The sequence below is a fragment of the Aeromonas sp. QDB54 genome (assembly GCF_027707385.1).
GTDB lineage: Bacteria > Pseudomonadota > Gammaproteobacteria > Enterobacterales > Aeromonadaceae > Aeromonas > Aeromonas hydrophila.
Map to the genome: position 1 here is coordinate 11,933 of NZ_JAPCIT010000018.1, position 19,682 is coordinate 31,614.

19 protein-coding genes are annotated in these 19,682 nt (G+C 62.0%); 10 read left to right on the top strand and 9 right to left on the bottom strand.

All coding sequences use genetic code 11. The annotated features are described in order from the left end of the window. Nucleotides 1-16: 16 nt before the first annotated feature. A complete protein-coding gene (locus PG881_RS17025) occupies nt 17-1,549 on the top strand; it encodes an aryl-sulfate sulfotransferase (protein WP_270801563.1) in 1,533 nt (510 codons plus the stop codon). Nucleotides 1,550-1,581: 32 nt separating this feature from the next. On the opposite strand, the gene PG881_RS17030 is transcribed toward PG881_RS17025, so the two are convergent. Further along, nucleotides 1,582-2,055: a hypothetical protein gene (locus PG881_RS17030; protein WP_270801564.1), complete on the bottom strand. Its 474-nt coding sequence runs from the start codon at nt 2,053-2,055 to the stop codon at nt 1,582-1,584. A gap of 85 nt (nt 2,056-2,140) precedes the next feature. Then, nucleotides 2,141-2,557: a hypothetical protein gene (locus PG881_RS17035; RefSeq protein ID WP_010635345.1), complete on the bottom strand. Its 417-nt coding sequence runs from the start codon at nt 2,555-2,557 to the stop codon at nt 2,141-2,143. 90 nt (nt 2,558-2,647) lie between these two features. Here PG881_RS17035 and PG881_RS17040 point away from each other — a divergent pair, with 90 nt between their 5' ends. Together PG881_RS17040 and PG881_RS17045 are read left to right on the top strand one after the other, a co-directional pair. Continuing rightward, a complete protein-coding gene (locus tag PG881_RS17040) occupies nt 2,648-3,316 on the top strand; it encodes a response regulator transcription factor (RefSeq protein WP_016349215.1) in 669 nt (222 codons plus the stop codon). Nucleotides 3,317-3,359: 43 nt separating this feature from the next. Beyond that, nucleotides 3,360-4,136 (top strand): sensor histidine kinase, encoded by a 777-nt coding sequence (locus PG881_RS17045; protein WP_270801566.1) that lies wholly within the window; start codon nt 3,360-3,362, stop codon nt 4,134-4,136. Between the two features lie 74 nt (nt 4,137-4,210). Here PG881_RS17045 and brnQ read toward each other — a convergent pair whose 3' ends face one another. The 3 genes from brnQ to metH form a co-directional block, all read right to left on the bottom strand. Beyond that, the gene (gene brnQ / locus PG881_RS17050) at nt 4,211-5,545 is read right to left on the bottom strand and encodes a branched-chain amino acid transport system II carrier protein (protein ID WP_011704408.1); all 1,335 of its coding nucleotides are present in this window, start codon (nt 5,543-5,545) and stop codon (nt 4,211-4,213) included. Nucleotides 5,546-5,944: 399 nt separating this feature from the next. Next, nucleotides 5,945-6,841 carry a 30S ribosomal protein S6--L-glutamate ligase gene (rimK, locus tag PG881_RS17055; protein WP_016349212.1) on the bottom strand — a complete coding sequence of 299 codons (897 nt, stop codon included), beginning with the start codon at nt 6,839-6,841 and terminating at the stop codon, nt 5,945-5,947. Between the two features lie 239 nt (nt 6,842-7,080). Next, entirely contained in the window at nt 7,081-10,764 is a 3,684-nt protein-coding gene (gene metH / locus PG881_RS17060) for a methionine synthase (protein WP_270801569.1), read from the bottom strand. A 203-nt stretch (nt 10,765-10,967) separates the two neighbouring features. On the opposite strand from metH, the gene PG881_RS17065 reads away from it, so the two are divergent. Continuing rightward, nucleotides 10,968-12,245, top strand: a complete 1,278-nt coding sequence (locus PG881_RS17065; RefSeq protein WP_024945658.1) for a cation:proton antiporter — start codon at nt 10,968-10,970, stop codon at nt 12,243-12,245. 471 nt (nt 12,246-12,716) lie between these two features. Continuing rightward, a complete protein-coding gene (locus tag PG881_RS17070; RefSeq protein WP_017408838.1) occupies nt 12,717-12,893 on the top strand; it encodes a hypothetical protein in 177 nt (58 codons plus the stop codon). A 123-nt stretch (nt 12,894-13,016) separates the two neighbouring features. Here the strand turns inward: PG881_RS17070 and PG881_RS17075 are convergent, their stop codons facing one another. Together PG881_RS17075 and PG881_RS17080 are read right to left on the bottom strand one after the other, a co-directional pair. Next, entirely contained in the window at nt 13,017-13,538 is a 522-nt protein-coding gene (locus PG881_RS17075) for a GNAT family N-acetyltransferase (protein ID WP_024945657.1), read from the bottom strand. A 117-nt stretch (nt 13,539-13,655) separates the two neighbouring features. After that, a complete protein-coding gene (locus PG881_RS17080; RefSeq protein WP_024945656.1) occupies nt 13,656-14,477 on the bottom strand; it encodes an HDOD domain-containing protein in 822 nt (273 codons plus the stop codon). A gap of 174 nt (nt 14,478-14,651) precedes the next feature. On the opposite strand from PG881_RS17080, the gene PG881_RS17085 reads away from it, so the two are divergent. Next, complete coding sequence (locus PG881_RS17085; protein ID WP_005308154.1) at nt 14,652-14,915, top strand: hypothetical protein; 264 nt, start codon at nt 14,652-14,654, stop codon at nt 14,913-14,915. 107 nt (nt 14,916-15,022) lie between these two features. Next, complete coding sequence (gene ypfJ / locus PG881_RS17090; RefSeq protein WP_270801571.1) at nt 15,023-15,868, top strand: KPN_02809 family neutral zinc metallopeptidase; 846 nt, start codon at nt 15,023-15,025, stop codon at nt 15,866-15,868. Nucleotides 15,869-15,929: 61 nt separating this feature from the next. Here ypfJ and aphA read toward each other — a convergent pair whose 3' ends face one another. Next, nucleotides 15,930-16,640: an acid phosphatase AphA gene (aphA, locus tag PG881_RS17095; RefSeq protein ID WP_270801572.1), complete on the bottom strand. Its 711-nt coding sequence runs from the start codon at nt 16,638-16,640 to the stop codon at nt 15,930-15,932. A gap of 215 nt (nt 16,641-16,855) precedes the next feature. Between aphA and PG881_RS17100 the strand changes: the two genes are divergently transcribed. Continuing rightward, a complete protein-coding gene (locus PG881_RS17100) occupies nt 16,856-17,275 on the top strand; it encodes a nuclear transport factor 2 family protein (RefSeq protein ID WP_202003457.1) in 420 nt (139 codons plus the stop codon). On the opposite strand, the gene PG881_RS17105 is transcribed toward PG881_RS17100, so the two are convergent. Beyond that, nucleotides 17,241-17,933, bottom strand: a complete 693-nt coding sequence (locus PG881_RS17105; RefSeq protein WP_270801577.1) for an AraC family transcriptional regulator — start codon at nt 17,931-17,933, stop codon at nt 17,241-17,243. The two genes, PG881_RS17100 and PG881_RS17105, sit on opposite strands and share 35 nt — an antisense overlap. A 141-nt stretch (nt 17,934-18,074) precedes the next feature. Here PG881_RS17105 and PG881_RS17110 point away from each other — a divergent pair, with 141 nt between their 5' ends. After that, nucleotides 18,075-19,295: a PAS domain-containing protein gene (locus PG881_RS17110; RefSeq protein WP_180345490.1), complete on the top strand. Its 1,221-nt coding sequence runs from the start codon at nt 18,075-18,077 to the stop codon at nt 19,293-19,295. 9 nt (nt 19,296-19,304) lie between these two features. Next, nucleotides 19,305-19,679, top strand: a complete 375-nt coding sequence (locus tag PG881_RS17115; RefSeq protein ID WP_011704395.1) for a sigma-B regulator RsbS — start codon at nt 19,305-19,307, stop codon at nt 19,677-19,679. Nucleotides 19,680-19,682: the final 3 nt, after the last annotated feature.

Here is a 19,682-nt window from a genome sequence, read left to right on the forward strand (position 1 = left end):
CACAAGGATGATGTTTATGATGATGAAGAACGTATTTCTGTTAAGCCTCGTCTGCACCGGACTATATGGTTGCAATGGTAGTGGTGGTGACAGCAGTAAAACACTGGCGGAACAACTTGATTATGATCCAACGACACAAGTCATCGAAGATGATATTCATGCTTCCGTGTTTATCTCCGCCTTGGATCTGACAGGCCTGGATACAAGTAAAATAAAAAACATCTCGTTTAATATAAAAACAAAAGAGGGTAATCATGCCAAGTCGGTCTCCGCAACCTATGACTGGAACTACCTGTCAAACAACAGTCTATATGACACGACAAGTAACAGGATACAAATCCCTATATTTGGTCTTTATAGCAACTACCTCAATGAACTGACAATCAACATACAATTCACTGATAACAGTACCTACTCATTTAATAAGACAATCGCAACGGCAGCCTATGTAGACAGCATAGGAATTTATGACGACGTAGGTATCAGCATCAAGCCGAGTGCAACACCGACCTATAGCTACTTTTATCTAAAGGGGTCAAAAAAATCTCCCATCATCATGGATATAGATGGTGAGGTCCGTTGGGATGCAGACATAAACAGAGCTTCAGGATCATCTGTTTTTTTGAACAATACCTTCCTGACTGGCAGTACAAAAAACAAAGCCGTCGATACATTATCCCTCTATGGAAAAATGGATTCATTTACTGTTGATGGAACGGCCATGGGTAGTGATGCCTATTTCCACCATAATATTGATCAAGGAAAAACAGGTGTGTTGATTGAGCTGGATGGCACGACCAGCGGAGCATTGAAAATAGAGTCGTTTTTAAGTGAAATAGACAACAAGGGCAGAATAATCAAAGAATGGGATCTGGGGAAAATATTTTCTGAGTACATGTTGCAAGAGGGAGACGACCCCAGCAACTTTGTCAGAGACGGCGTGGACTGGTTCCACATGAATGCGGCTACCTATGACCCGGCCGATGATACTTTGGTGATCTCCAGCAGGGAGAATTTTATCGTCAAACTGGACTACACCACCGGCAAACTGATCTGGTTGCTGGGAGACGAGACCAAACACTGGTACTCCTACCCTTCCCTGCAAAAGCTTGCGCTGTCACTCTCCTCCGGGCAGACCCCGATAGGACAGCATGCCGTCTCCATGACCAAAGATGGCAAGCTGATGCTGTTCAACAATGGCCGCAGAAGTTTCAACAACCCTGCCGGGACACCGGCTGGCATAGACCTGGCCACCAGCCAGACGGCCATCTTTGCGATCGACAATCAGAATAAAACGGCTCAGGTAACCTGGAGTTTTGACGATGGAATTTACTCCGACATCTGTTCCAGCATTTACGAAGACAAGCTGGCTGCCCAAGGCGATTTTCTCATCAACTATGCGGCAGCCGACAACCGAACCAGGGTTGTCATTCAGGGGATCAACAAGGACAAACAGAAACTGTTCGAGTTTACCTATCCGAGTCCGACTCCCTGCGCCACCTCCTGGAACGCCATCCAGATCCCTCTCGAAAACATCCATTTTCAATAAACAGCAGAGCAGCGCCCCCGTGGCGCTGCTTTTTATTCATCTTCCGGATTGGCAATCAGGATCTCGGTCAGGCAGCCCTGCTCATTACGACTGAGCACCAGCTTGCGGCCCGGTTGCAGGTCGGCCGGGCTGCCGTTCAGCCAGCGGGTATCGTCATCGAAGGCCAGCATGCCGAGCCCCTGCAGCCGCAGGGCGCGGCCCGTGACCGCCAGCAGGGAGGCTTCGGCCCGGCGCCACTGGCTGGTCGGCAAGAATCCGGCGATGGCGTCGGCCATGCCGATCCGCTCGGCGACTCCGTCACGACTGAGGATGGCCAGACGCATGCCGGGTCTGAGCTCATCGCTGCCTGCCACCCCGCTCAGCGCGGCGTTGCCGAGCTCGAGTTCGGCGCCCTGAAACTGCAGGCGCAGGCCATCGTTGTGTTCCAGCTCCACCAGCCAGAGCTCGCCATCGGCGGCCAGAGCGCAGAGCGGCAGTGTCAGCAGCAGCAGGGAAGTGCGTGTCATAGCAAAAGGCCCATGGTCAAACCGTGCGAGGTTTAACTATGGACCCAGCTGTACCATTTTTCCGCCAGCGCCCCGCCGGCCTGGCTCAGTCATCCTCGCGGCAGCGGCTCAGGCGCATGCCGTCAAACTTGCACTCCAGCTCCAGCCAGCGTCCTTCGAACGGGGCCAGGCTGTCGTCCGAGGTGACATAACCCCAGATCCGCCCCTGCTCTACCGGCCCTTCCAGATCCATCTCGTCATCCTCCTCCAGCTTCTCGACCTCCCGAATAAGCCGTAGCTCGCCCTCGACCACCCCTTCCAGATCAACCCAGGTACCGCCGAGATCGTCCTCTCTCAGCCCGTCCTTGAAGCGAGTCTGTTCGTCGAGCACAAAGGGGATGCCGTTGACCATCAGCTGGCCCAGCTGCCAGGTGGTGCGGCCGGTCAATTTGAACTCCGCCGACTGCGCAGCGCCGAAGGGCAGCAAGATCAGCAGCAGGAGAGTGCAGAGAGACTTCTTCATCGGGGATCCTCGGGGTTACACTGCCACACAGGATGCCTCATCCGGTGTGAGATGACCGTGAAATGCCGGTCAAGACCAGGAGATCAAAGCATGAAAATACTGGTGGTGGAAGACAATCCCCAGGTCGCGGAAACCATCATGGATTATCTGGAGCTGGCGGGCCACCGGCTGGACTGCGCCTACCACGGCCAGGCCGCCCTGCAGTTGCTGGCCGAGCAGCGCTTCGACGTCATCATCATGGACGTCATGATGCCGCGCCTCGACGGCCTCAGCACGGTGGCCCGTCTGCGGGAGCAGGGGATCCCGACCCCCGTGCTGTTTCTCACCGCCCGCGACAGCCTGGACGACAAGCTGGCAGGCTTCAAGGCCGGCGGTGACGACTATCTGGTCAAGCCGTTCGCCATGGAGGAGCTGGAAGTGCGGCTGCAGGCGCTGGCCCTGCGCGGCCCGCGCAGCGACATGGGGGCGCTGTGCGTGGGCGAGCTGACCCTGGATCCTGCCAGCGGCCGCGCCACCCGGGCCGGGGTCGAACTCAAGCTCGGCAAGATCCCGTTCCAGATCCTCACCCTGCTGGCCCGTCGGGCCCCCGCCCTGGTCACTCGCCAGGAGGTGCTCGATACCGTCTGGGGCGACGAGGAGCCGGACTCCGACGCCCTGCGCAGCCACATCTATGCCCTGCGCAATGCCCTCGACAAGCCCTTCCCCACCCCCATGCTGGAAACCCTGCACGGTCAGGGTTATCGGCTGGTGACCCCATGATGAGCCGCCAGCGCTGCCTGACTCAGCCCGCAGGGAGGCCATCATGAGCCTGCCCAGCCTGCGCCGTCGGCTGATCCTCACCCTGAGCGGCGCCGGCCTGCTGCTGCTGATCATCATCAGCCTGCTGATGGTGGTGGCCGAGGACAAGATGGAGGAGCTCAGCCTGCGCCACTGGCTGGAGCTCAGAGACATAGAGCTGGCGCTGCTGGCCGGCAAGCAGGAGGTGGCCGCCGTGTTTGCCCGCGAGCAGGAGTTCAGCCGCTTCGCCAGCCACGAGCTGCGTACCCCCAACATGGTGATCCAGGGCTCGGCCGCCCTGCTCGGCAAGGTGAGCGATCTGCCCGCACCCGCCGCCCGTGCCACCACCCGCATTCGTGCCGCCGCCGACGAGATGGCGCTGCTCACCGAAACCTTTCTGCTGCTGGGCCGCAAGGAGCCGGTGGAGCGCCCGCCCCAGCAGGTGGCGCCGCTCATTCGCCAGGAACTGGCCCGCCTCGCCCCGCTGCTGCAGCGAGAGGAGCTGGATATCCGGTTGCAGCTGGACGATGAGAGCGAGGCGCTGGCCCCCCTCTCCCTGCTCGCCATTGCGCTCGGCAACCTGCTGAAGAATGCCCTCAGCTACGCCGAGGGGCACATCGACATCGAGCTGACCGGCCCCGTGCTCACCATCAGCAACCCCACCGCCGCCGCGCCGGATCAGATCCTCGGCTACGGCTGCGGCCTCACCATCATCCAGCGCATCTGCGAGAAGCTGGGCTGGCAGATAGAGACCCGGCTAGAGGGCGGCATCTTCAGTGCCAGACTGGCAATGCGGGAGTAAAAACGACAAGGCGCCCGAGGGCGCCTTGTTCATTGTTTCAGCCACCAAAACCGGCCAGGAGGCCGGTTTTGCATTCAGGCCGCGCTCTTGCTGACAGACGCCACCTGTGGGCGACCCTGCAGGCGATCCCAGAGGGCCGCCAGCAGCAGGGCACACAGCGAGGGCGGCAGCCAGGCCAGCCCCTGCTCGTTCAGGGGCAGGGCGAGGCTCCAGGCCGGCAGCAGGCCGGCCAGGGCCGAGGCCTTGAGTCCGTCTATCAGGCCGAACAGCAGGCTGATCAGCATGACAGGCCCCACCACCCGGGTGCCGTTGCCCCACCAGCGCAGGGTGAAGCTCAGCACCACCAGCACGATGCAGGGGGGATAGATGGCGGTCAGCACCGGCACCGAGAGCTGGATCAGGTGGCTCAGCCCCAGGTTCGAAACCAGCATGGAGAAGCCGCCCAGCAGCAGCACCAGAGTGCGGTAGGAGAGCGGCAGGTACTGGGCGAAGAACTCGGCGCAGGCACAGGTCAGGCCGACGGCCGTCACCAGACAGGCGATGAAGATGAGCAGTGCCAGGAAGCCGCTGCCCATGTTGCCGAAGGTGTGCTGAACGTAAGCGTGCAGGATCTCGGCGCCATTCTGGGCATGGGGCACCAGTTCACCGCTCACCGAGCCCAAGCGGAACAGGCTGAGGTAGACCAGCGTCAGACCCATCCCGGCGATGAGGCCAGCCAGTACGGTATAACGGGTCAGCAACTTGGCGCTGCTCACCCCGCGCGAGCGCGCCGCATTGACGATGACGATGCCAAACACCATGGCTCCCAGGGTGTCCATGGTGAGGTATCCATTGACGAAACCGTTGGAGAAAGGCTGATGCTGGTAGCTTTCGACGGCAGGGATAGCAGAACCGGCAGGCCACAGCAGAACCGCGAGACCCAGCGCCGCCAGCGCCAGGATCTTGATCGGCGCCAGCACGTGGCCCACGGTGTCGAGCAGCCGACCCGGATAGAGGGAGATGCCGATCACCAGGCTGAAGTAGACCAGGCTGTAGATCAGCAGGGCCGAACCATCGTCTCCAAACAGCGGCGCCAGCCCCACCTCGTAGGAGACGGTCGCCGTACGCGGGGTGGCAAACAGCGGCCCCACGGCCAGATAGCAGACGGTGGCCAGCAGCAGCCCGGCCTTGCGGCCGATGGGCGCACTCAGGGCATCCACACCGCCCCCGACCTTGGCCAGCGCGACCACAGTGAGCACTGGCAAGCCGACTGCCGTCAGCAGGAAGCCGGCGGCGGCGCCCCACACCTGCTCGCCGGCCTGCAACCCCACCATGGGCGGGAAGATGATGTTACCGGCACCGACGAAGAGCGCGAAGGTCATGAAGCCCAACGCGACTATGTCTCTGGATGTTAATTTTTGGTTATTCATGCTGCGTAATCTGCCTATGACAATGTCAAATCATGACGGAAGTCGGCACGAATGGTTTATTCGTGCAAAAAATCCGCAGATAGTTTTATTAAATTTTTATGTTTCGCGACCTGCGAAGGGCGACAAGTAGAGCGTTTGTGCCAACTGGAGGCAAGTGCGGCACGGCAATCCAGTCACTTCATCCAGAAAATAATTAAGCAATGGTGTTTGATATTGGTGTGGTGCAATTTTGCAACAGATGATAACGCCGCAGCCAGCGTCATTTGTTACCTGTCTTGCCGTTCGCTGCATCCGCAGGTTCAAGTCTCCTGCTGACCACACGCCCAGCCGAGCGATCAGCCCAAAAACAACAGGGCGCCCGAAGGCGCCCTGTGTGATGGAGTGGCAGCAAGCCCGGCGTCACTCCGCCGGCTTGTGCTTGCGACTCGCCTTGAGCTCGAGAAACTCGATGATCTTGCCGGCCACGTCCTTGCCAGAGGCCGCTTCCACCCCTTGCAGGCCGGGGGAGGAGTTCACCTCCAGCACCAGCGGGCCGCGGGCACTGCGCAGGATATCCACTCCGGCCACGTCCAGCCCCATGATCTTGGCGGCCTGCACCGCGGTGGCCCGCTCCTCCGGGCTTATCTTGATCGCCTCGGCGGTGCCGCCCCGATGCAGGTTGGAGCGAAACTCCCCCGGCTGGGCCTGGCGGCGCATGGCGGCCACCACCTTGCCGTTGACCACCAGACAGCGGATGTCGGCGCCGTTGGCCTCGCGGATGTACTCCTGCACCAGGATGTTGTTGTTGGTCTGGATGAAGGCTTCGATCACGCTCTCGGCAGCCTTCTGGGTCTCGCACAGCACCACGCCGATCCCCTGGGTTCCCTCCAGCAGCTTCACCACCAGCGGCGCGCCGCCCACCATGGTGATGAGGTCAGGCACGTCGTGGGTGCTGTGGGCATAGCCGGTCACCGGCAGGCCGATGCCGTGGCGGGAGAGCAACTGCATGGCCCGCAGCTTGTCGCGGGAGCGGGAGATGGCCACCGAGCTGTTGAGCGCCATGGTGTTCATCATCTCGAACTGGCGCAGCACGGCGGTGCCGTAGAAGGTGATGCTGGCCCCGATGCGCGGGATCACCGCATCATAGCTCTCCAGTTCCCGCCCCTCATAGTGGATGGAGGGATTGTGGGAGGCGATGTTCATGTAACAGCGCAGGGTGTCGAGCACCTCGACCTGATGACCGCGTGCCTGCGCCACCTCGACCAGACGGCGGGTGGAGTAGTTGTTGGGCTCACGGGATAAAATGGCGATCTTCATGACAATTCCGCTAGAAGGCAGTGCCTGGGCAGGATGGGGCGGGAGAGTATAAGGTGCCACAGCGCCAAGACAACGCCAATTGTTTCTCCTGACAACAAGACAAACCACACAGAAATCTGCGCTGCCATCCTGCCGTCACCAGATTGTCAAACGGCGGCACCAGACTGGTCTGTCCCCCAGTACAGGATGCCGCCGTTGTTCATCCAGGAGCAATCGGGATTGACCCGGTTGCCACCCCTTTAATGCAGGTTCGGCCCCAGCCAGCGCTCGGCTTCGGCCAGCGTCATCCCCTTGCGCTGGGCATAATCTTCCACCTGATCCTGCTGGATCTGCGCCACCGCGAAGTACTTGCTGTCGGGGTGGGAGAAATACCAGCCCGACACCGCCGCCCCCGGCCACATGGCGTAGGATTCGGTGAGCTTCATGCCGATGGCCTGCTCCACCCCCAGCAGCTCCCAGATGCCGCCCTTCTCGGTGTGCTCCGGGCAGGCCGGGTAACCCGGTGCCGGGCGGATGCCGCGATAGTTCTCGCGGATCAGCTCCTCGTTGCTGAGGGCTTCGTTGGGGGCATAGCCCCAGTGCACTTTACGCACCTGTTCGTGCAGGTACTCGGCGAAAGCTTCGGCGAGGCGATCGCACACCGCCTGAATGAGGATGGCGTTGTAGTCGTCGTGCTCTGCCTTGTAGGCCTTGGCGATGGCCTCCTCGCCTATGCCGCCGGTCACCGCGAAGGCGCCGATCCAGTCGGGCTTGCCGCTCTCCTTCGGCGCCACATAGTCTGCCAGACAGTAGTTGGGGAAGCCCTGCTTCTCGCTCTGCTGGCGCAGATGGTGCAGTACCTTGCACACCTCGCGGCGCGACTCGTCGGTGTAGACCTCGATGCTGTCGCCCACCGCGTTGGCGGGGAACAGACCTATGATGCCGGCGCAGCGCACGCTCCGATCTTGCTCCAGTTGATCCAGCATGGCGTTGGCGTCGGCGTAGAGGCGCGTGGCCTCCTCCCCCACTACCTCATCTTCCAGGATGCGGGGGAACTTGCCCGCCAGCTCCCAGCTCAGGAAGAACGGCGTCCAGTCGATGTAGGGGCGCAGCACCGAGACCGGCACATCCTCGAAGGTCTGCACGCCGAGTTCCCGGGGCTTGGGTGGCTGATAGCCAACCCAGTCCAGCTGATGACGGTTGGCACGGGCGTGGGCCAGACTGACTGGCTTGGAACGCGGCTGCTTGCGGGCGTGCTGCTCGCGGGCAATCTCGTACTCCTTGTCGATGCGGGCCACGAAGGCGGGCTTGAGCTCCGGGCTCAGCAGACTCTGGGCCACCCCCACCGCGCGCGACGCGTTGGAGACATAGACCACGGGTTCGGAGTAGTTCTGCTCTATCTTCACCGCGGTGTGGGCCTTGGAGGTGGTGGCACCGCCGATGAGCAGCGGCAACTTGAAGCCCTGGCGCTCCATCTCTTTGGCCACGTGCACCATCTCGTCCAACGACGGGGTGATCAGGCCCGACAGGCCGATGATGTCGGCATTGACCTCCCGCGCCGTCTTGAGGATCGTCTCGCAAGAGACCATGACCCCGAGATCGACAATCTCGTAGTTGTTGCACTGCAGCACCACACCAACGATGTTCTTGCCGATGTCGTGCACGTCCCCCTTCACGGTGGCCATCACGATTTTGCCGTTGCTGGAACCGCCGGACTTCTCCGCCTCGATATAGGGCTGCAGGTAGGCCACCGCCCGCTTCATCACCCGCGCCGACTTCACCACCTGGGGCAGGAACATCTTGCCGGCGCCGAACAGATCGCCCACCACGTTCATGCCGTCCATCAGCGGCCCCTCGATCACGTGCAGCGGCTTCTCGGCACCGGCCCGCGCCTCTTCGGTATCCTCCTCGATGAAATCGGTGATCCCCTTGACCAGCGCGTGCTCCAGCCGCTTGCCCACCGGCCAGCTGCGCCACGCCTGATCCCGCGGATCCTCCGCCTGGGCACCGCCACCGCGATAGCGCTCGGCGATGGCCAGCAGCGCCTCGGTGGCGTCCGGATTGAGGTTCAGCACCACCGCCTCGACCTTCTCTTTCAGATCGCTCGGGATGTCTTCGTAGATGGCGAGCTGACCGGCGTTGACGATCCCCATGTCCATGCCGTTCTGGATGGCGTGATAGAGGAACACCGCATGGATCGCCTCACGCACCGGCTCGTTGCCACGAAACGAGAAGGAGACGTTGGAGACGCCGCCGGAGATCATGGCGTGGGGCAGGTTCTGCTTGATGTCCTTCACCGCATCGATGAAGTCCACCGCGTAGTTGTTGTGCTCGTCGATGCCGGTCGCCACCGCGAAGATGTTGGGGTCGAAGATGATGTCTTCCGGCGGGAAGCCCACCCGATCCACCAGAATGCGGTAGGCGCGCTGGCAGATCTCGAACTTGCGCTCCCGGGTATCGGCCTGGCCCACCTCGTCGAACGCCATCACGATGACGGCGGCGCCGTAGCGGCGCAGCAATCTGGCCTGCTGGATGAATTTCTCCTCCCCCTCCTTCATTGAGATGGAGTTGACCACCGGCTTGCCCTGCACGCACTTGAGGCCGGCTTCCAGCACCTCCCACTTGGAGGAGTCGATCATCACGGGCACCCGGGCGATGTCCGGCTCGCCGGCAATCAGGTTCAGGAAGCGCACCATGGCCGCCTCGGCGTCCAGCATCCCCTCGTCCATGTTGATGTCGATGATCTGGGCGCCGCTCTCCACCTGCTGCTTGGCGACGTCGAGGGCCTCGTCGTAGAGCCCCTCCTTGATCAGCCGCTTGAACTTGGCCGAGCCGGTGACGTTGGTGCGCTCCCCCACGTTCACGAACATGGATTCGGGGGTGATGATGAGGGGCTCCAGGCCCGACAGGCGGCAGGCTACCGGCAGCTCGGGCAGGGCGCGCGGCTTGATGCCCGCCACGGCGTCCGCCATGGCGCGAATATGGGTCGGGGTGGTGCCGCAGCAGCCGCCCACCAGATTGAGAAAGCCGCTCGCAGCCCACTCGCGGATATGCTCGGCCATCTCGTGCGCGTCCAGATCGTACTCGCCGAACGCATTGGGCAACCCGGCGTTGGGGTGGGCGCTGACATGGGTCTCGCTGATGCGCGACAGCTCCTCCACGTACTGGCGCAGCTCATCCGGCCCCAGCGCGCAGTTGAGACCGAACGAGACGGGTTTCACGTGGCGCAGCGAGTGATAGAAGGCTTCGGTGGTCTGGCCGGAGAGGGTACGGCCCGAGGCATCCGTGATGGTTCCGGAGATCATCACCGGCAGGCTGTAGCCCAGCGCCTCGAACACCCCTTCCACCGCGAAGGCGGCGGCCTTGGCGTTGAGGGTATCGAAGATGGTCTCGATCAGAATGATGTCGGCGCCACCCTCGATCAGGGCGTGGGTCGATTCGGTGTAGGCGGCCACCAGCTGGTCATAGGTGACGTTGCGCTTGCCGGGATCGTTCACGTCCGGCGAGATGGAGGCGGTGCGGTTGGTCGGGCCCAAGACCCCGGCCACGAAGCGCGGCTTGTGGGGCTCTTTCGCCGTCCACTCGTCTGCCACCGCACGTGCCAGCCGGGCAGCCTCGCGGTTGATCTCGGCCGAGAACTCTTCCATCTCGTAGTCGGCCATGGCGATGCGGGTGGCGTTGAAGGTGTTGGTCTCGAGGATGTCGGCACCGGCGGCGCAGTACTGCTCGTGGATCTCGCGAATCACGGCGGGACGGGTCAGCACCAGCAGGTCATTGTTGCCCTTGATGTCGGTGTGCCAGTCGGCAAAACGCGCGCCGCGATAATCGGCCTCACCGAGCTTGTAGCCCTGGATCATGGTGCCCATGGCGCCATCGATGATCAGGATCCGCTCCTTGAGACAGGCTTCCAGTTTGTTTGTCACATCCGACTTTTTGTTCGACACCGCTCGTTCCTCTTACATCCATGCAACTGCGTAAACAGCATTCTAACAGCAAACAAATCAAATGGAAATCTAGCCGTCTATCTGTCTATACCAGTGACCCATATACTCATAAATAGGTAATGAGTAACATGTGACCCAAGAGTACCCTATGCCCGTCCTCAATCCGGACACGTGCTTGCTGTTTACTAAAGAGAAAAATAACTATGAGCGTCTACTACACACTCTGCTTCCTGGCAGCGCTGGCGATCTTTATCGCCTTTGCCAATCAGTATGTTGTGAAGATCCAGACCACCATCGCCATCACCGCGGGCTCCATGCTGATCTCCGCGCTGCTGGTGCTGTTCGGTAAGCTGGGCTGGTTCAATCTGGAACCCCTGGCCGTCAAGACCATGGAGAGCATCGACTTCCAGAATTTCCTGCTGAAGGGGATCCTGGGCTTCCTGCTGTTCGCCGGCGGTCTCGGGATCAATCTGAAAGCCCTGCGCAGCCAGAAGTGGGAGATCACCATTCTCTCCATCGTGGCGACCCTGCTCTCCACCTTCATGGTCGGCTACGGCTTCTGGTTCATCGCCAAGCTGCTGGGCTGGGAGCTGCCGCTGGTCTATTGCATGCTGTTCGGTGCCCTGATCTCCCCCACCGACCCCATCGCCGTACTGGCCATCGTCAAGAAGATGAAGGCGCCACCCCAGATCGCCATCCAGATCGAAGGGGAATCGCTGTTCAACGACGGTGTCGGTCTGGTGATCTTCGCCACCGTGTTCGCCGTGGCGTTCGGCGGCGTCGAGCCCACCTTCGGCAGCGTGGCCGGCCTGTTCCTGCATGAGGCCCTCGGCGGCATCCTGTTCGGCGCCGTGCTGGGCCTCATCGCCCACGTGATGATCAGCGCCACCGACGACGGTTCGCTGGAGCTGCTGCTGACCCTCTGCATCCCCACCGCCGGCTTCGCCTTCGCCAACATGATCGGCGTCTCTGGCGCCCTGGCCATGGTGGTGACCGGCATCATGATCGGCAACTGGACCCGTCATTCCGGCTTCTCCGAGCAGAGCAGCCATCACCTGGATCACTTCTGGGAGTTGATGGACCAGTTCCTCAACGCCCTGCTGTTCCTGCTGATCGGTCTGGCGCTGGTGCTGCTGGATCTGGCCTGGCGTGACTGGATCCTGCTGGTCATCGCGGTACCGCTCTGCCTCGCCTCCCGCTTCATCAGCGTGTCGCTGCCCTACATGGCTTTCCGCCGCTATCGCAGCTACAACAAGTTCTCGGTGCGGATCCTCACCTGGGGCGGCCTGCGCGGCGGTCTGGCCATGGCCATGGCGCTGGCGCTCCCCTCCGGCGTCATGATGCTGCCGGAACACGGCGTAGACCTGCGGGAAGTGATCCTGGTGATGACCTACTCGGTGGTGATGTTCTCCATCGTGGTACAAGGCATGACCATCACTCCGATGATCACCGCCGCCAAGAAGGCCAGCGGCCACTATTGAGTCACCGGCTGACGTCACCTGGTGATGAAAAAGGGCTCCCTCGGGAGCCCTTTTTGTGGCCGACAGACGACCCTCAAGGAAAAACTGCAAATAATTGTTTGCTTTTTACGCATGTCGAGGAGAGAATGCGCGCCGGCTAGTTAATCAGCCCTGATTATGTTTACCCTGAAATGCTTCACCTCACGATGAATCCTGCCAGTACCCGCATAACCTTCTTCTGATTTACTCGCCTTGAGAACCGTTCAGGCTGTCTGCCTGCGTTGCCCGGCTCTCACGGTGCAGACCCGATCTGCCCACTCCCAAGTAGCATCATGCATCCGCGTGGTCCTTGGCGCATTCCTTGAAAGTGCAGACGCCCCTGAACCGGGCTGGGTATTCCTGCGCGCTCGTCCGCAATCGTGCTGACCGCGCCCATTGACCTGACATTTGCCAATACAAGGAGCAAACACCTAATTGATATAGAGAAATACCATGATGAAAGCAGTACAAACACACAAACCCCTGCGTCGCAGCAAACCCATCAACCTGCCCGTGCAAGAGCACGATGACGATGGGTTCCTGATCCAGTTCAGCACCCGCTTCAGCGGCGGTTTTGCCATCTCCTGTGACGGCATCGCTGGCGAGTTTTCCATCGAAGACCTCAACTGATCCTGCCTGCCCAACGGCAGCGCCCGATGCAGACAGGCCGCAACTCACGGCGGCCTCTTTGTCTCACTCCCGCAAATTTTCCCTACATCGCCTAGCCAACACCCGCACTCTTGGCCGGTACTCTCAGACCCGGCAGGCCTGCGCACCTTGCGCCTCCAGCAGCAGACACTCATCCGCATCCTCGGCCAGCTTGACCAGCCTGCTCTGCACCAGCCCCAGCTTGGCCAGCAGCGCCACCGAGCGCTCGTTGCCCGGAGTAACGATGGCGACCACCCGCTTTATGCCGAGCCGCTCCCGACCATCCTGCAGCGCTGCCTGCGCCGCTTCGATGCCATAACCCTGACCGCGATAGGCGGGCAGGAAGGCGTAGCCGATGTCTTCACAAGGCAGGGTATCGCGCTTGATCAGCCCGCAGATGCCGAGCTTGGCGCCGTCGCTGCGCCGGGCCACCAGATAGAGGCCATGGCCGTGGCGGGCATAGCTGACCGCCGGCCCCTGCTGGATGTAGTTTTCGGCATCCTGCAGAGTGCGGATGCCCCGATCGCCGATGTAGCGGTGAAAGTCGGGGTCGTTGAGCAGTTCGACAATGAAGGGGGCATCGGCAACGGTCAGTTCGCGCAGTTCCAGGCGCTCGGAGAGGATCATGACAAGGGCTCGCATAGAAGAGACAGGCCCCAAGACTGCCCCCGCCACCGGCTATTGGCAAGGCTGTCACCATGAAAAAGGGCCGCAGCGCGGCCCCGGTCAATGAAATCAGCCGCGTCAGGCCGCCAGCAGCCCGGCATAACCGTTGCCCTGCTCGCGCAGCGCCACGAACACCGCCGCACAGTCGGACCAGGAGAGGCCGAGCCGCTCGGCCACCTGGGCGGGCCACTCGGGCGGCGCCTCGTCCCCCACGTCGGATTGCGCCGCCAGGGCGATGGCCAGATGGATGAGGGCAGCCTCGACAGAGAACTCCTTGGCCAGCAAGGGGTTGTAGTGATACTCCACCGCATGGCAGATGCTCAGGGGGAATTGCCAGCGCCTGGCCATCTCGGCCCCGGTCTGGGCATAGTTGAAGCCGACCACCAGCTCCTCGGCCTTGGCGCGCCCCTTGCTGGGCTCCAGATCCTTGATGTGGTTCACCATGTTCTCCGGCAGCCCCACGTGCATGATGAGCCGTCCCATGTCGTAGAGCAGGGCGCAGGTGAACACCTCCTCCCCCTTCATGCCCTTGAGCTTGGCCAGCCGTCTGGCCAGTTCAGCCACGTCGAATACCTTGCCCCAGAAATGTTTGAGATCGATGCCTGGCACCGCATTGATGGAACCTGTCAGGCCGCAGGCGAGCACCATGTTGCGCACCACGTCGACCCCGAGCCGTACCACGGCCTCGTTGACGGTGGCGACCTGGCGACTGCCGCCAAACTTGGCGGAGTTGGCCAGCCGCAGCAGCTTGGCGGAGATCACCGGATCCTTGTTGATCTTCTTGGCGATCAGCAGGATATCCGGCTCTTTCTCGTTGAAGGTCTGCACCAGTTCGCGCATGACTTCCGGCACGTTGGGCAGGTTCTGGGGCTTGGATAACAGCGAGTCTATGGTGGGCATATTGATATCCGTCCATGCGATTTTATGATGGTTGTCGTTTGCCGACAGCAAACCCACATTAATTATGAATAACAAAAACTGCCCATACCGAAATGATTTTATCGAAATATTTCAATGTGTTAATTGCTATCTCGCTATACTGACACCCTTTATGGCATCACTAGGAAGCAGAGCATGAGCGAACCCACCGAATTCTTCGACGAACAAACCCTGCTGGAGATGGTCGACAACCAGCTGAGCGACGGCCACCCGCTGCAGGTCAAGGCGACCCTGATGCGGCTGGTGATGAAGGGCACCCCCCGTGAAGAGGCGCTGCAATATATCGCCTGTGCCCTGGGGGCCGAGCTGATGGCGATGGAAGCGGATCAGGGCCCCTTCAACCTCGAGCGTTACGGCCAGTTTCTGGACTCCCTGCCCGAGATGCCCTGGGCTGAATAAACGCCCGCTACCACCGCCGGCGACCCGGTCGCCGGCCTGCCCCCGTTAGGCAAGCCACCCCGCCAGCCATTATCATTACTGCCACCGGACAGCAGGGGAGCAAGCATATGCGCTGGCAAGATCGCCGTGAGAGCAACAATGTGGAAGACAGGCGCCAGCAGGGCGGCGGGGGCGGCATCCCCATCGGCGGCAAGGGGCGTCTGATCCTGCTGCTGGTGGTCATGGTGGCCGGCTACTACGGGGTGGACCTCTCCCCCCTGCTCAGCGAGCCGACCACCCAGAGCCAGCCCCAGCGTCAGGAGATGTCTCAGCCGGCCAAGGATCCCCTCGCCAGGTTCACCTCGGTGATGCTCGCCTCCACCGAGGATGCCTGGGGCGAAATCTTCCAGCAGAGCGGCAGCCGCTATCAGGCCCCCAAACTGGTGCTCTATCGCGGCGCAACCCGTACCGGCTGCGGACAGGGCCAGTCGGTGATGGGCCCCTTCTACTGCCCGGCGGATCGCACCGTCTACATCGATCTCTCCTTCTATCAGGAGATGCGCGACAAGCTGGGGGCCGACGGCGACTTCGCCCAGGGCTACGTGGTGGCACACGAGGTGGGCCACCACGTGCAGAACCTGCTCGGCATCGAGCGCAAGATGCGTGAACAGCAGCAGGGATTGAGCCGGGCCGAGCAGAACAAGCTGTCGGTCAAACTCGAGTTGCAGGCTGACTGCTTTGCCGGCGTCTGGGGCCACTACATGCAGCGGGAGCAGGTGCTGGAGCATGGCGATCTGGAAGAGGCGCTCAACGCCGCCCAGGCCATCGGCGACGACCGTCTGCAGCAGCAGAGCCAGGGCCGGGTGATCCCGGACAGCTTCACCCACGGCAGTTCGGCCCAGCGCTACGCCTGGTTCAAGCGCGGCTTCGACAGCGGCAAGCCCGCCAGCTGCAATACCTTCGCCGCCCGCTAGACGCCCAAAAGAAGGGCCGGATCCTGACAGGATCCGGCCCTTTTTCCATTCATGGGTGAAGTCAGTACTGGGAGTTGACGATCACCTCCTCCCCCAACGCACCAGCCAGCGGCAGCGGCCGGTAGGTGGAGTTGGCCGAGCGCAGCAGCCGGATGCCGCGAATGCCGAGCTCCTGCGCCGCCTTGATGTCGCCATCGGCATCGCCGTAGAAGATCTTCATCTGCTTCTCCTTGAGCCACTGCACCTTGGTGTTCTGGCCCGGCTGATCGCCGGCGAAGATCACCGGGTTGAGCTGGTCGGCCGGAATATTCATGGTCTGCTGCAGGGTCTTGCTCACGGTCTCGGTCTTGGTGGCCGAGCGGCCGGTGACGAAGTAGATGTGATCGCCGCGCTGGAGGTGCATGACGATGAGCGCCTTGCCCACCTCCTTCGGCACGCTGAACGCGTCCCAGCCGTTGTTCATCTTCTCCCAGAAGGCCGGGTTCTTCAGGTAGCTCTCGTCGTTGGGAGAGAACTCCTGCTTGCCGCGATAGAACCCCGGGCTGGAGAAGAGCAGGGTGTCGTCGATGTCGAAACCTACCGCCATCGGCGGCAACCCATCCAGGCTCCTGGCAATCTGCGTCACCGACACCCAGTGAATGGGGGCCTGCTGGGCCAGGGTCACCGCAGTGACACCGGCGGGGCTGGCCGGGGCTTCGACCGCCACGGCGGGCAGGGTCAGGCTGGCGGCGACCAGGGAGGCAAGCAGGGCAAAACGGGGGGATAAGGACATGATACGGCTCGTGACATGAAGGAAACAGGGGGCCGATCCTGCCCCATGCCGGCACCGCAAACCGTGAAACCCGCCACAAAACAGGGCCAAGTGACACGCATCGCCACGGCAAGCCCCCATCTTGGCGCAATCGCCAAACAGGATGGCGTGGGCGCCAAGGCCGGAGCCGACGCTGCAACCCATACTGGCCACTCCCATCCGCTCAGGAGCCCATCATGGATTACAAGCAACGGCTGCAAGCCTGCCTCAACCGGGTCATCTGCGACCCCGATTTCACCCCGGCCGAACTCGATCACTGGTTCTGCCCGGACTATGTCCAGCTGGTGGATGACCAGCGGCTGGATCGCGCCGCCTTCGAGCAACATCTGCTGACCCTGCGCCAAAGCCTGGCCCGCTGCGAGATCCGCTTTGTCTCGCTGCTGGCCGAGGGAAACCGGGTGCACTCCCTGCATCGGGTGCGGGCCTGGCGTCACGACGGCGCACGGATCGAGTGCAAGGTGAGCGCCCTGTTCACCTTTCAGGGCCAACGCCTGAGCCACACCGACGAGCTGACCTGTCTGCTGGCGGGGGAGCCAGCAGACCGGGATCTCGGCTCCCGCCTCACGGCCCCACAGGTTCCCGCAAGAAGCGATTGAAGGCGTGAGAAAAGGCGCTGAAATCCCCGTAACCCAGTTCGAGGGCTATCCGCGACAGCGGCTGGCCCTGTTGCTGCAACTGGCGGGCCCGCCCCATCACCACCTGTTGCCGCCATTGCCGAAAGCTGCAGCCCAGCTGCTGGCTGAACAGCCGGTTGAGGGTGCGCACCGAGGCACCTGAATCGGCCGCCAACTCTGCCAACCCGTATTCGATGGAAGGGTGCCGGCAGACCCGCTCCAGCACCCGCAGCAGCCGCACGTCCAGCGCCACGCTCAGCATGAATCCGGCCGCCACCGGCGCCTGTCGCAGCTCGGCCGCCAATACCGTCAGATAGGCATCCCTGAGCCCCGGCCCCGCCATGTCCGCCAGCCGCTCGAACAAGCCGGCCAGCAGCGGGCTCACCTGGCGGGTCGTCAGCTCGCTTCCCCCATCCAGGTCATCCAGATAGATCAGACTGAGCCGGGAGTGACGCAGCACCCTGAACTCATGGGCAAGCCCGGCCGGGATCAGGCAGAGCTGGCCCGCCACCAGCAGCACGCCTGCCGCCTGACTGCTGATCACGCCGCCACCCCGATGCAGGTAGCAAAACTGTGAGCCGCCGTGACAATGGAGGGCGGTGAGCGCGCCTTGCGGGTAGTCGCGATACAAGAGATTCATGACGAACTTCCCAGGCCCAAGGCCCACCCACCAGCAGGCTCTTTCGGCACTTCTTGTCCCCCGCTCTCGTCCCGGTGGGCTATAACTGCTGTACGCCTTCTAATGACATTCAAATCAATTGCACCATTTATTGGAGATGCCATGGACGTGCACACCGCAGCTGCCCATTCGAACACAGTCACTCCCGCGTCACCCCAGGCCAGACTGGAGGCTGTCGACCAGCTGATGGCACGGCTCGAGCTCGCGCCAGACGGCTTGATCCTGGATGCCAATCCCCGTTTTCTCGCCATCATGGGATATCAGCTGGCCGAGCTCAAGGGTCAGCACTACAGCATGCTGCTCCCCGCTGAGGCAGAAGAATCCGCCGACGAGGCCGCCCGTTGGCAGGCGCTGCGGACGGGGCAGGCACAGGAGGGAGAGTTTCACCGGCTCGATCGCCAAGGCCGGGACATATGGCTGCGAGGCAGTTGCAGCCCACAGCTGGATGAACAGGGCGCGCTGGTCCAGGTCATCGAATACAGCATGGATCTGACCGAGCAGAAGCAGCTGAACGCCAACTTCGAGGGGCAGCTCAACGCCCTGAGCCGCGTCATGGGCAAGGTGGAGTTTTCACTGGATGGCATCATCCTCGATGCCAATGCCCGCTTTCTGGAGACGGTGGGCTATCAGCTGGAGGAGCTGAAGGGCCAGCACCACCGGCTGCTGGTCGATCCTGACTACGCCCAGTCGGCCGACTATCGCAGCTTCTGGGAGACTCTGCGCCGGGGTGAATTCCTGGCGGGAGAGTTCTGCCGGCTCGGCAAACAGGGGGAAGAGATCTGGATCCAGGGCTCCTACAACCCGGTGCTGGATCTCACCGGCAAGCCCAGCAAGATCGTCAAGTTTGCCACCGACATCACGGCCCAGGTGGCGCAGCATCGCCAGCTCAAGCGCGCCATGGAGGAGGCCGAAGAGGCCGCCAGGGTGCGCGAGGAGCTGCACAAATCGCTGCAGGAGATGTCGACCCCGGTCACCCCCATCTGGGACGGGATCCTGCTGCTGCCGCTGGTGGGGATCATCGATTCCATGCGCACCGCCGACGTGATGAACAAGTCGCTCACCAAGATTGCCGAGACCCGGGCCCGGGTCTTCGTACTGGACATCGCCGGGGTCGCCACCGTGGATACCGGCGTCGCCAACCAGCTGATCAAGATCACCAAGGCAACCCAGTTCATGGGGTGCGAGGCCATCATCTCCGGCGTCTCGCCGGCCATCGCCCGCACCATGGTGGAGCTGGGGGTCTCTGTCGGTGACATCCGTACCACGGCGACCCTGCGGGATGCCTTCGAGATCGCCCTCAAGCGGGTCGGATCCACCCTCTAGGAGAGATGCATGCTGCTCAACAATGATCTGGGCATCGCCGACGTGGCCGACTGCATCGTGGTCAGCATGCGCCCCGACCTCGGTGACGAGGGCATGCAGCAACTGATGCAGGCCCTCTCCCAGCGGCTGATGCTGGGCCGCCAGCATGCGGTACTGCTCGACTTCTCCGGGGTCATGCTGCTCGATCACCACGAATTCAGGCAGGTCCGCAAACTGGCCGAGGTGTGCCGCCTGCTCGGTGCCGTCTGCCTGCTGGTGGGGCTGAATGCGGGGATCGCCGCCTTCCTGGCGCTGGCCGATGCCGAGCCCGGGCCGCTGCGCTGCTTTCTCGACATGGACGATGCCTTCGCCCATGTTCGCACGACGCTCAAGGATGAGGAGTAGCGC

What these genes read in the sequence shown, in the direction of transcription:
- PG881_RS17025 (WP_270801563.1), top strand. Translation starts at nt 17, where the DNA reads ATGATGATGAAGAACGTATTTCTGTTAAGCCTCGTCTGCACCGGACTA.
- PG881_RS17030 (WP_270801564.1), bottom strand. Translation starts at nt 2,055, where the DNA reads ATGACACGCACTTCCCTGCTGCTGCTGACACTGCCGCTCTGCGCTCTG.
- PG881_RS17035 (WP_010635345.1), bottom strand. Translation starts at nt 2,557, where the DNA reads ATGAAGAAGTCTCTCTGCACTCTCCTGCTGCTGATCTTGCTGCCCTTC.
- PG881_RS17040 (WP_016349215.1), top strand. Translation starts at nt 2,648, where the DNA reads ATGAAAATACTGGTGGTGGAAGACAATCCCCAGGTCGCGGAAACCATC.
- PG881_RS17045 (WP_270801566.1), top strand. Translation starts at nt 3,360, where the DNA reads ATGAGCCTGCCCAGCCTGCGCCGTCGGCTGATCCTCACCCTGAGCGGC.
- brnQ (WP_011704408.1), bottom strand. Translation starts at nt 5,545, where the DNA reads ATGAATAACCAAAAATTAACATCCAGAGACATAGTCGCGTTGGGCTTC.
- rimK (WP_016349212.1), bottom strand. Translation starts at nt 6,841, where the DNA reads ATGAAGATCGCCATTTTATCCCGTGAGCCCAACAACTACTCCACCCGC.
- PG881_RS17065 (WP_024945658.1), top strand. Translation starts at nt 10,968, where the DNA reads ATGAGCGTCTACTACACACTCTGCTTCCTGGCAGCGCTGGCGATCTTT.
- PG881_RS17070 (WP_017408838.1), top strand. Translation starts at nt 12,717, where the DNA reads ATGATGAAAGCAGTACAAACACACAAACCCCTGCGTCGCAGCAAACCC.
- PG881_RS17075 (WP_024945657.1), bottom strand. Translation starts at nt 13,538, where the DNA reads ATGATCCTCTCCGAGCGCCTGGAACTGCGCGAACTGACCGTTGCCGAT.
- PG881_RS17080 (WP_024945656.1), bottom strand. Translation starts at nt 14,477, where the DNA reads ATGCCCACCATAGACTCGCTGTTATCCAAGCCCCAGAACCTGCCCAAC.
- PG881_RS17085 (WP_005308154.1), top strand. Translation starts at nt 14,652, where the DNA reads ATGAGCGAACCCACCGAATTCTTCGACGAACAAACCCTGCTGGAGATG.
- ypfJ (WP_270801571.1), top strand. Translation starts at nt 15,023, where the DNA reads ATGCGCTGGCAAGATCGCCGTGAGAGCAACAATGTGGAAGACAGGCGC.
- aphA (WP_270801572.1), bottom strand. Translation starts at nt 16,640, where the DNA reads ATGTCCTTATCCCCCCGTTTTGCCCTGCTTGCCTCCCTGGTCGCCGCC.
- PG881_RS17100 (WP_202003457.1), top strand. Translation starts at nt 16,856, where the DNA reads ATGGATTACAAGCAACGGCTGCAAGCCTGCCTCAACCGGGTCATCTGC.
- PG881_RS17105 (WP_270801577.1), bottom strand. Translation starts at nt 17,933, where the DNA reads ATGAATCTCTTGTATCGCGACTACCCGCAAGGCGCGCTCACCGCCCTC.
- PG881_RS17110 (WP_180345490.1), top strand. Translation starts at nt 18,075, where the DNA reads ATGGACGTGCACACCGCAGCTGCCCATTCGAACACAGTCACTCCCGCG.
- PG881_RS17115 (WP_011704395.1), top strand. Translation starts at nt 19,305, where the DNA reads ATGCTGCTCAACAATGATCTGGGCATCGCCGACGTGGCCGACTGCATC.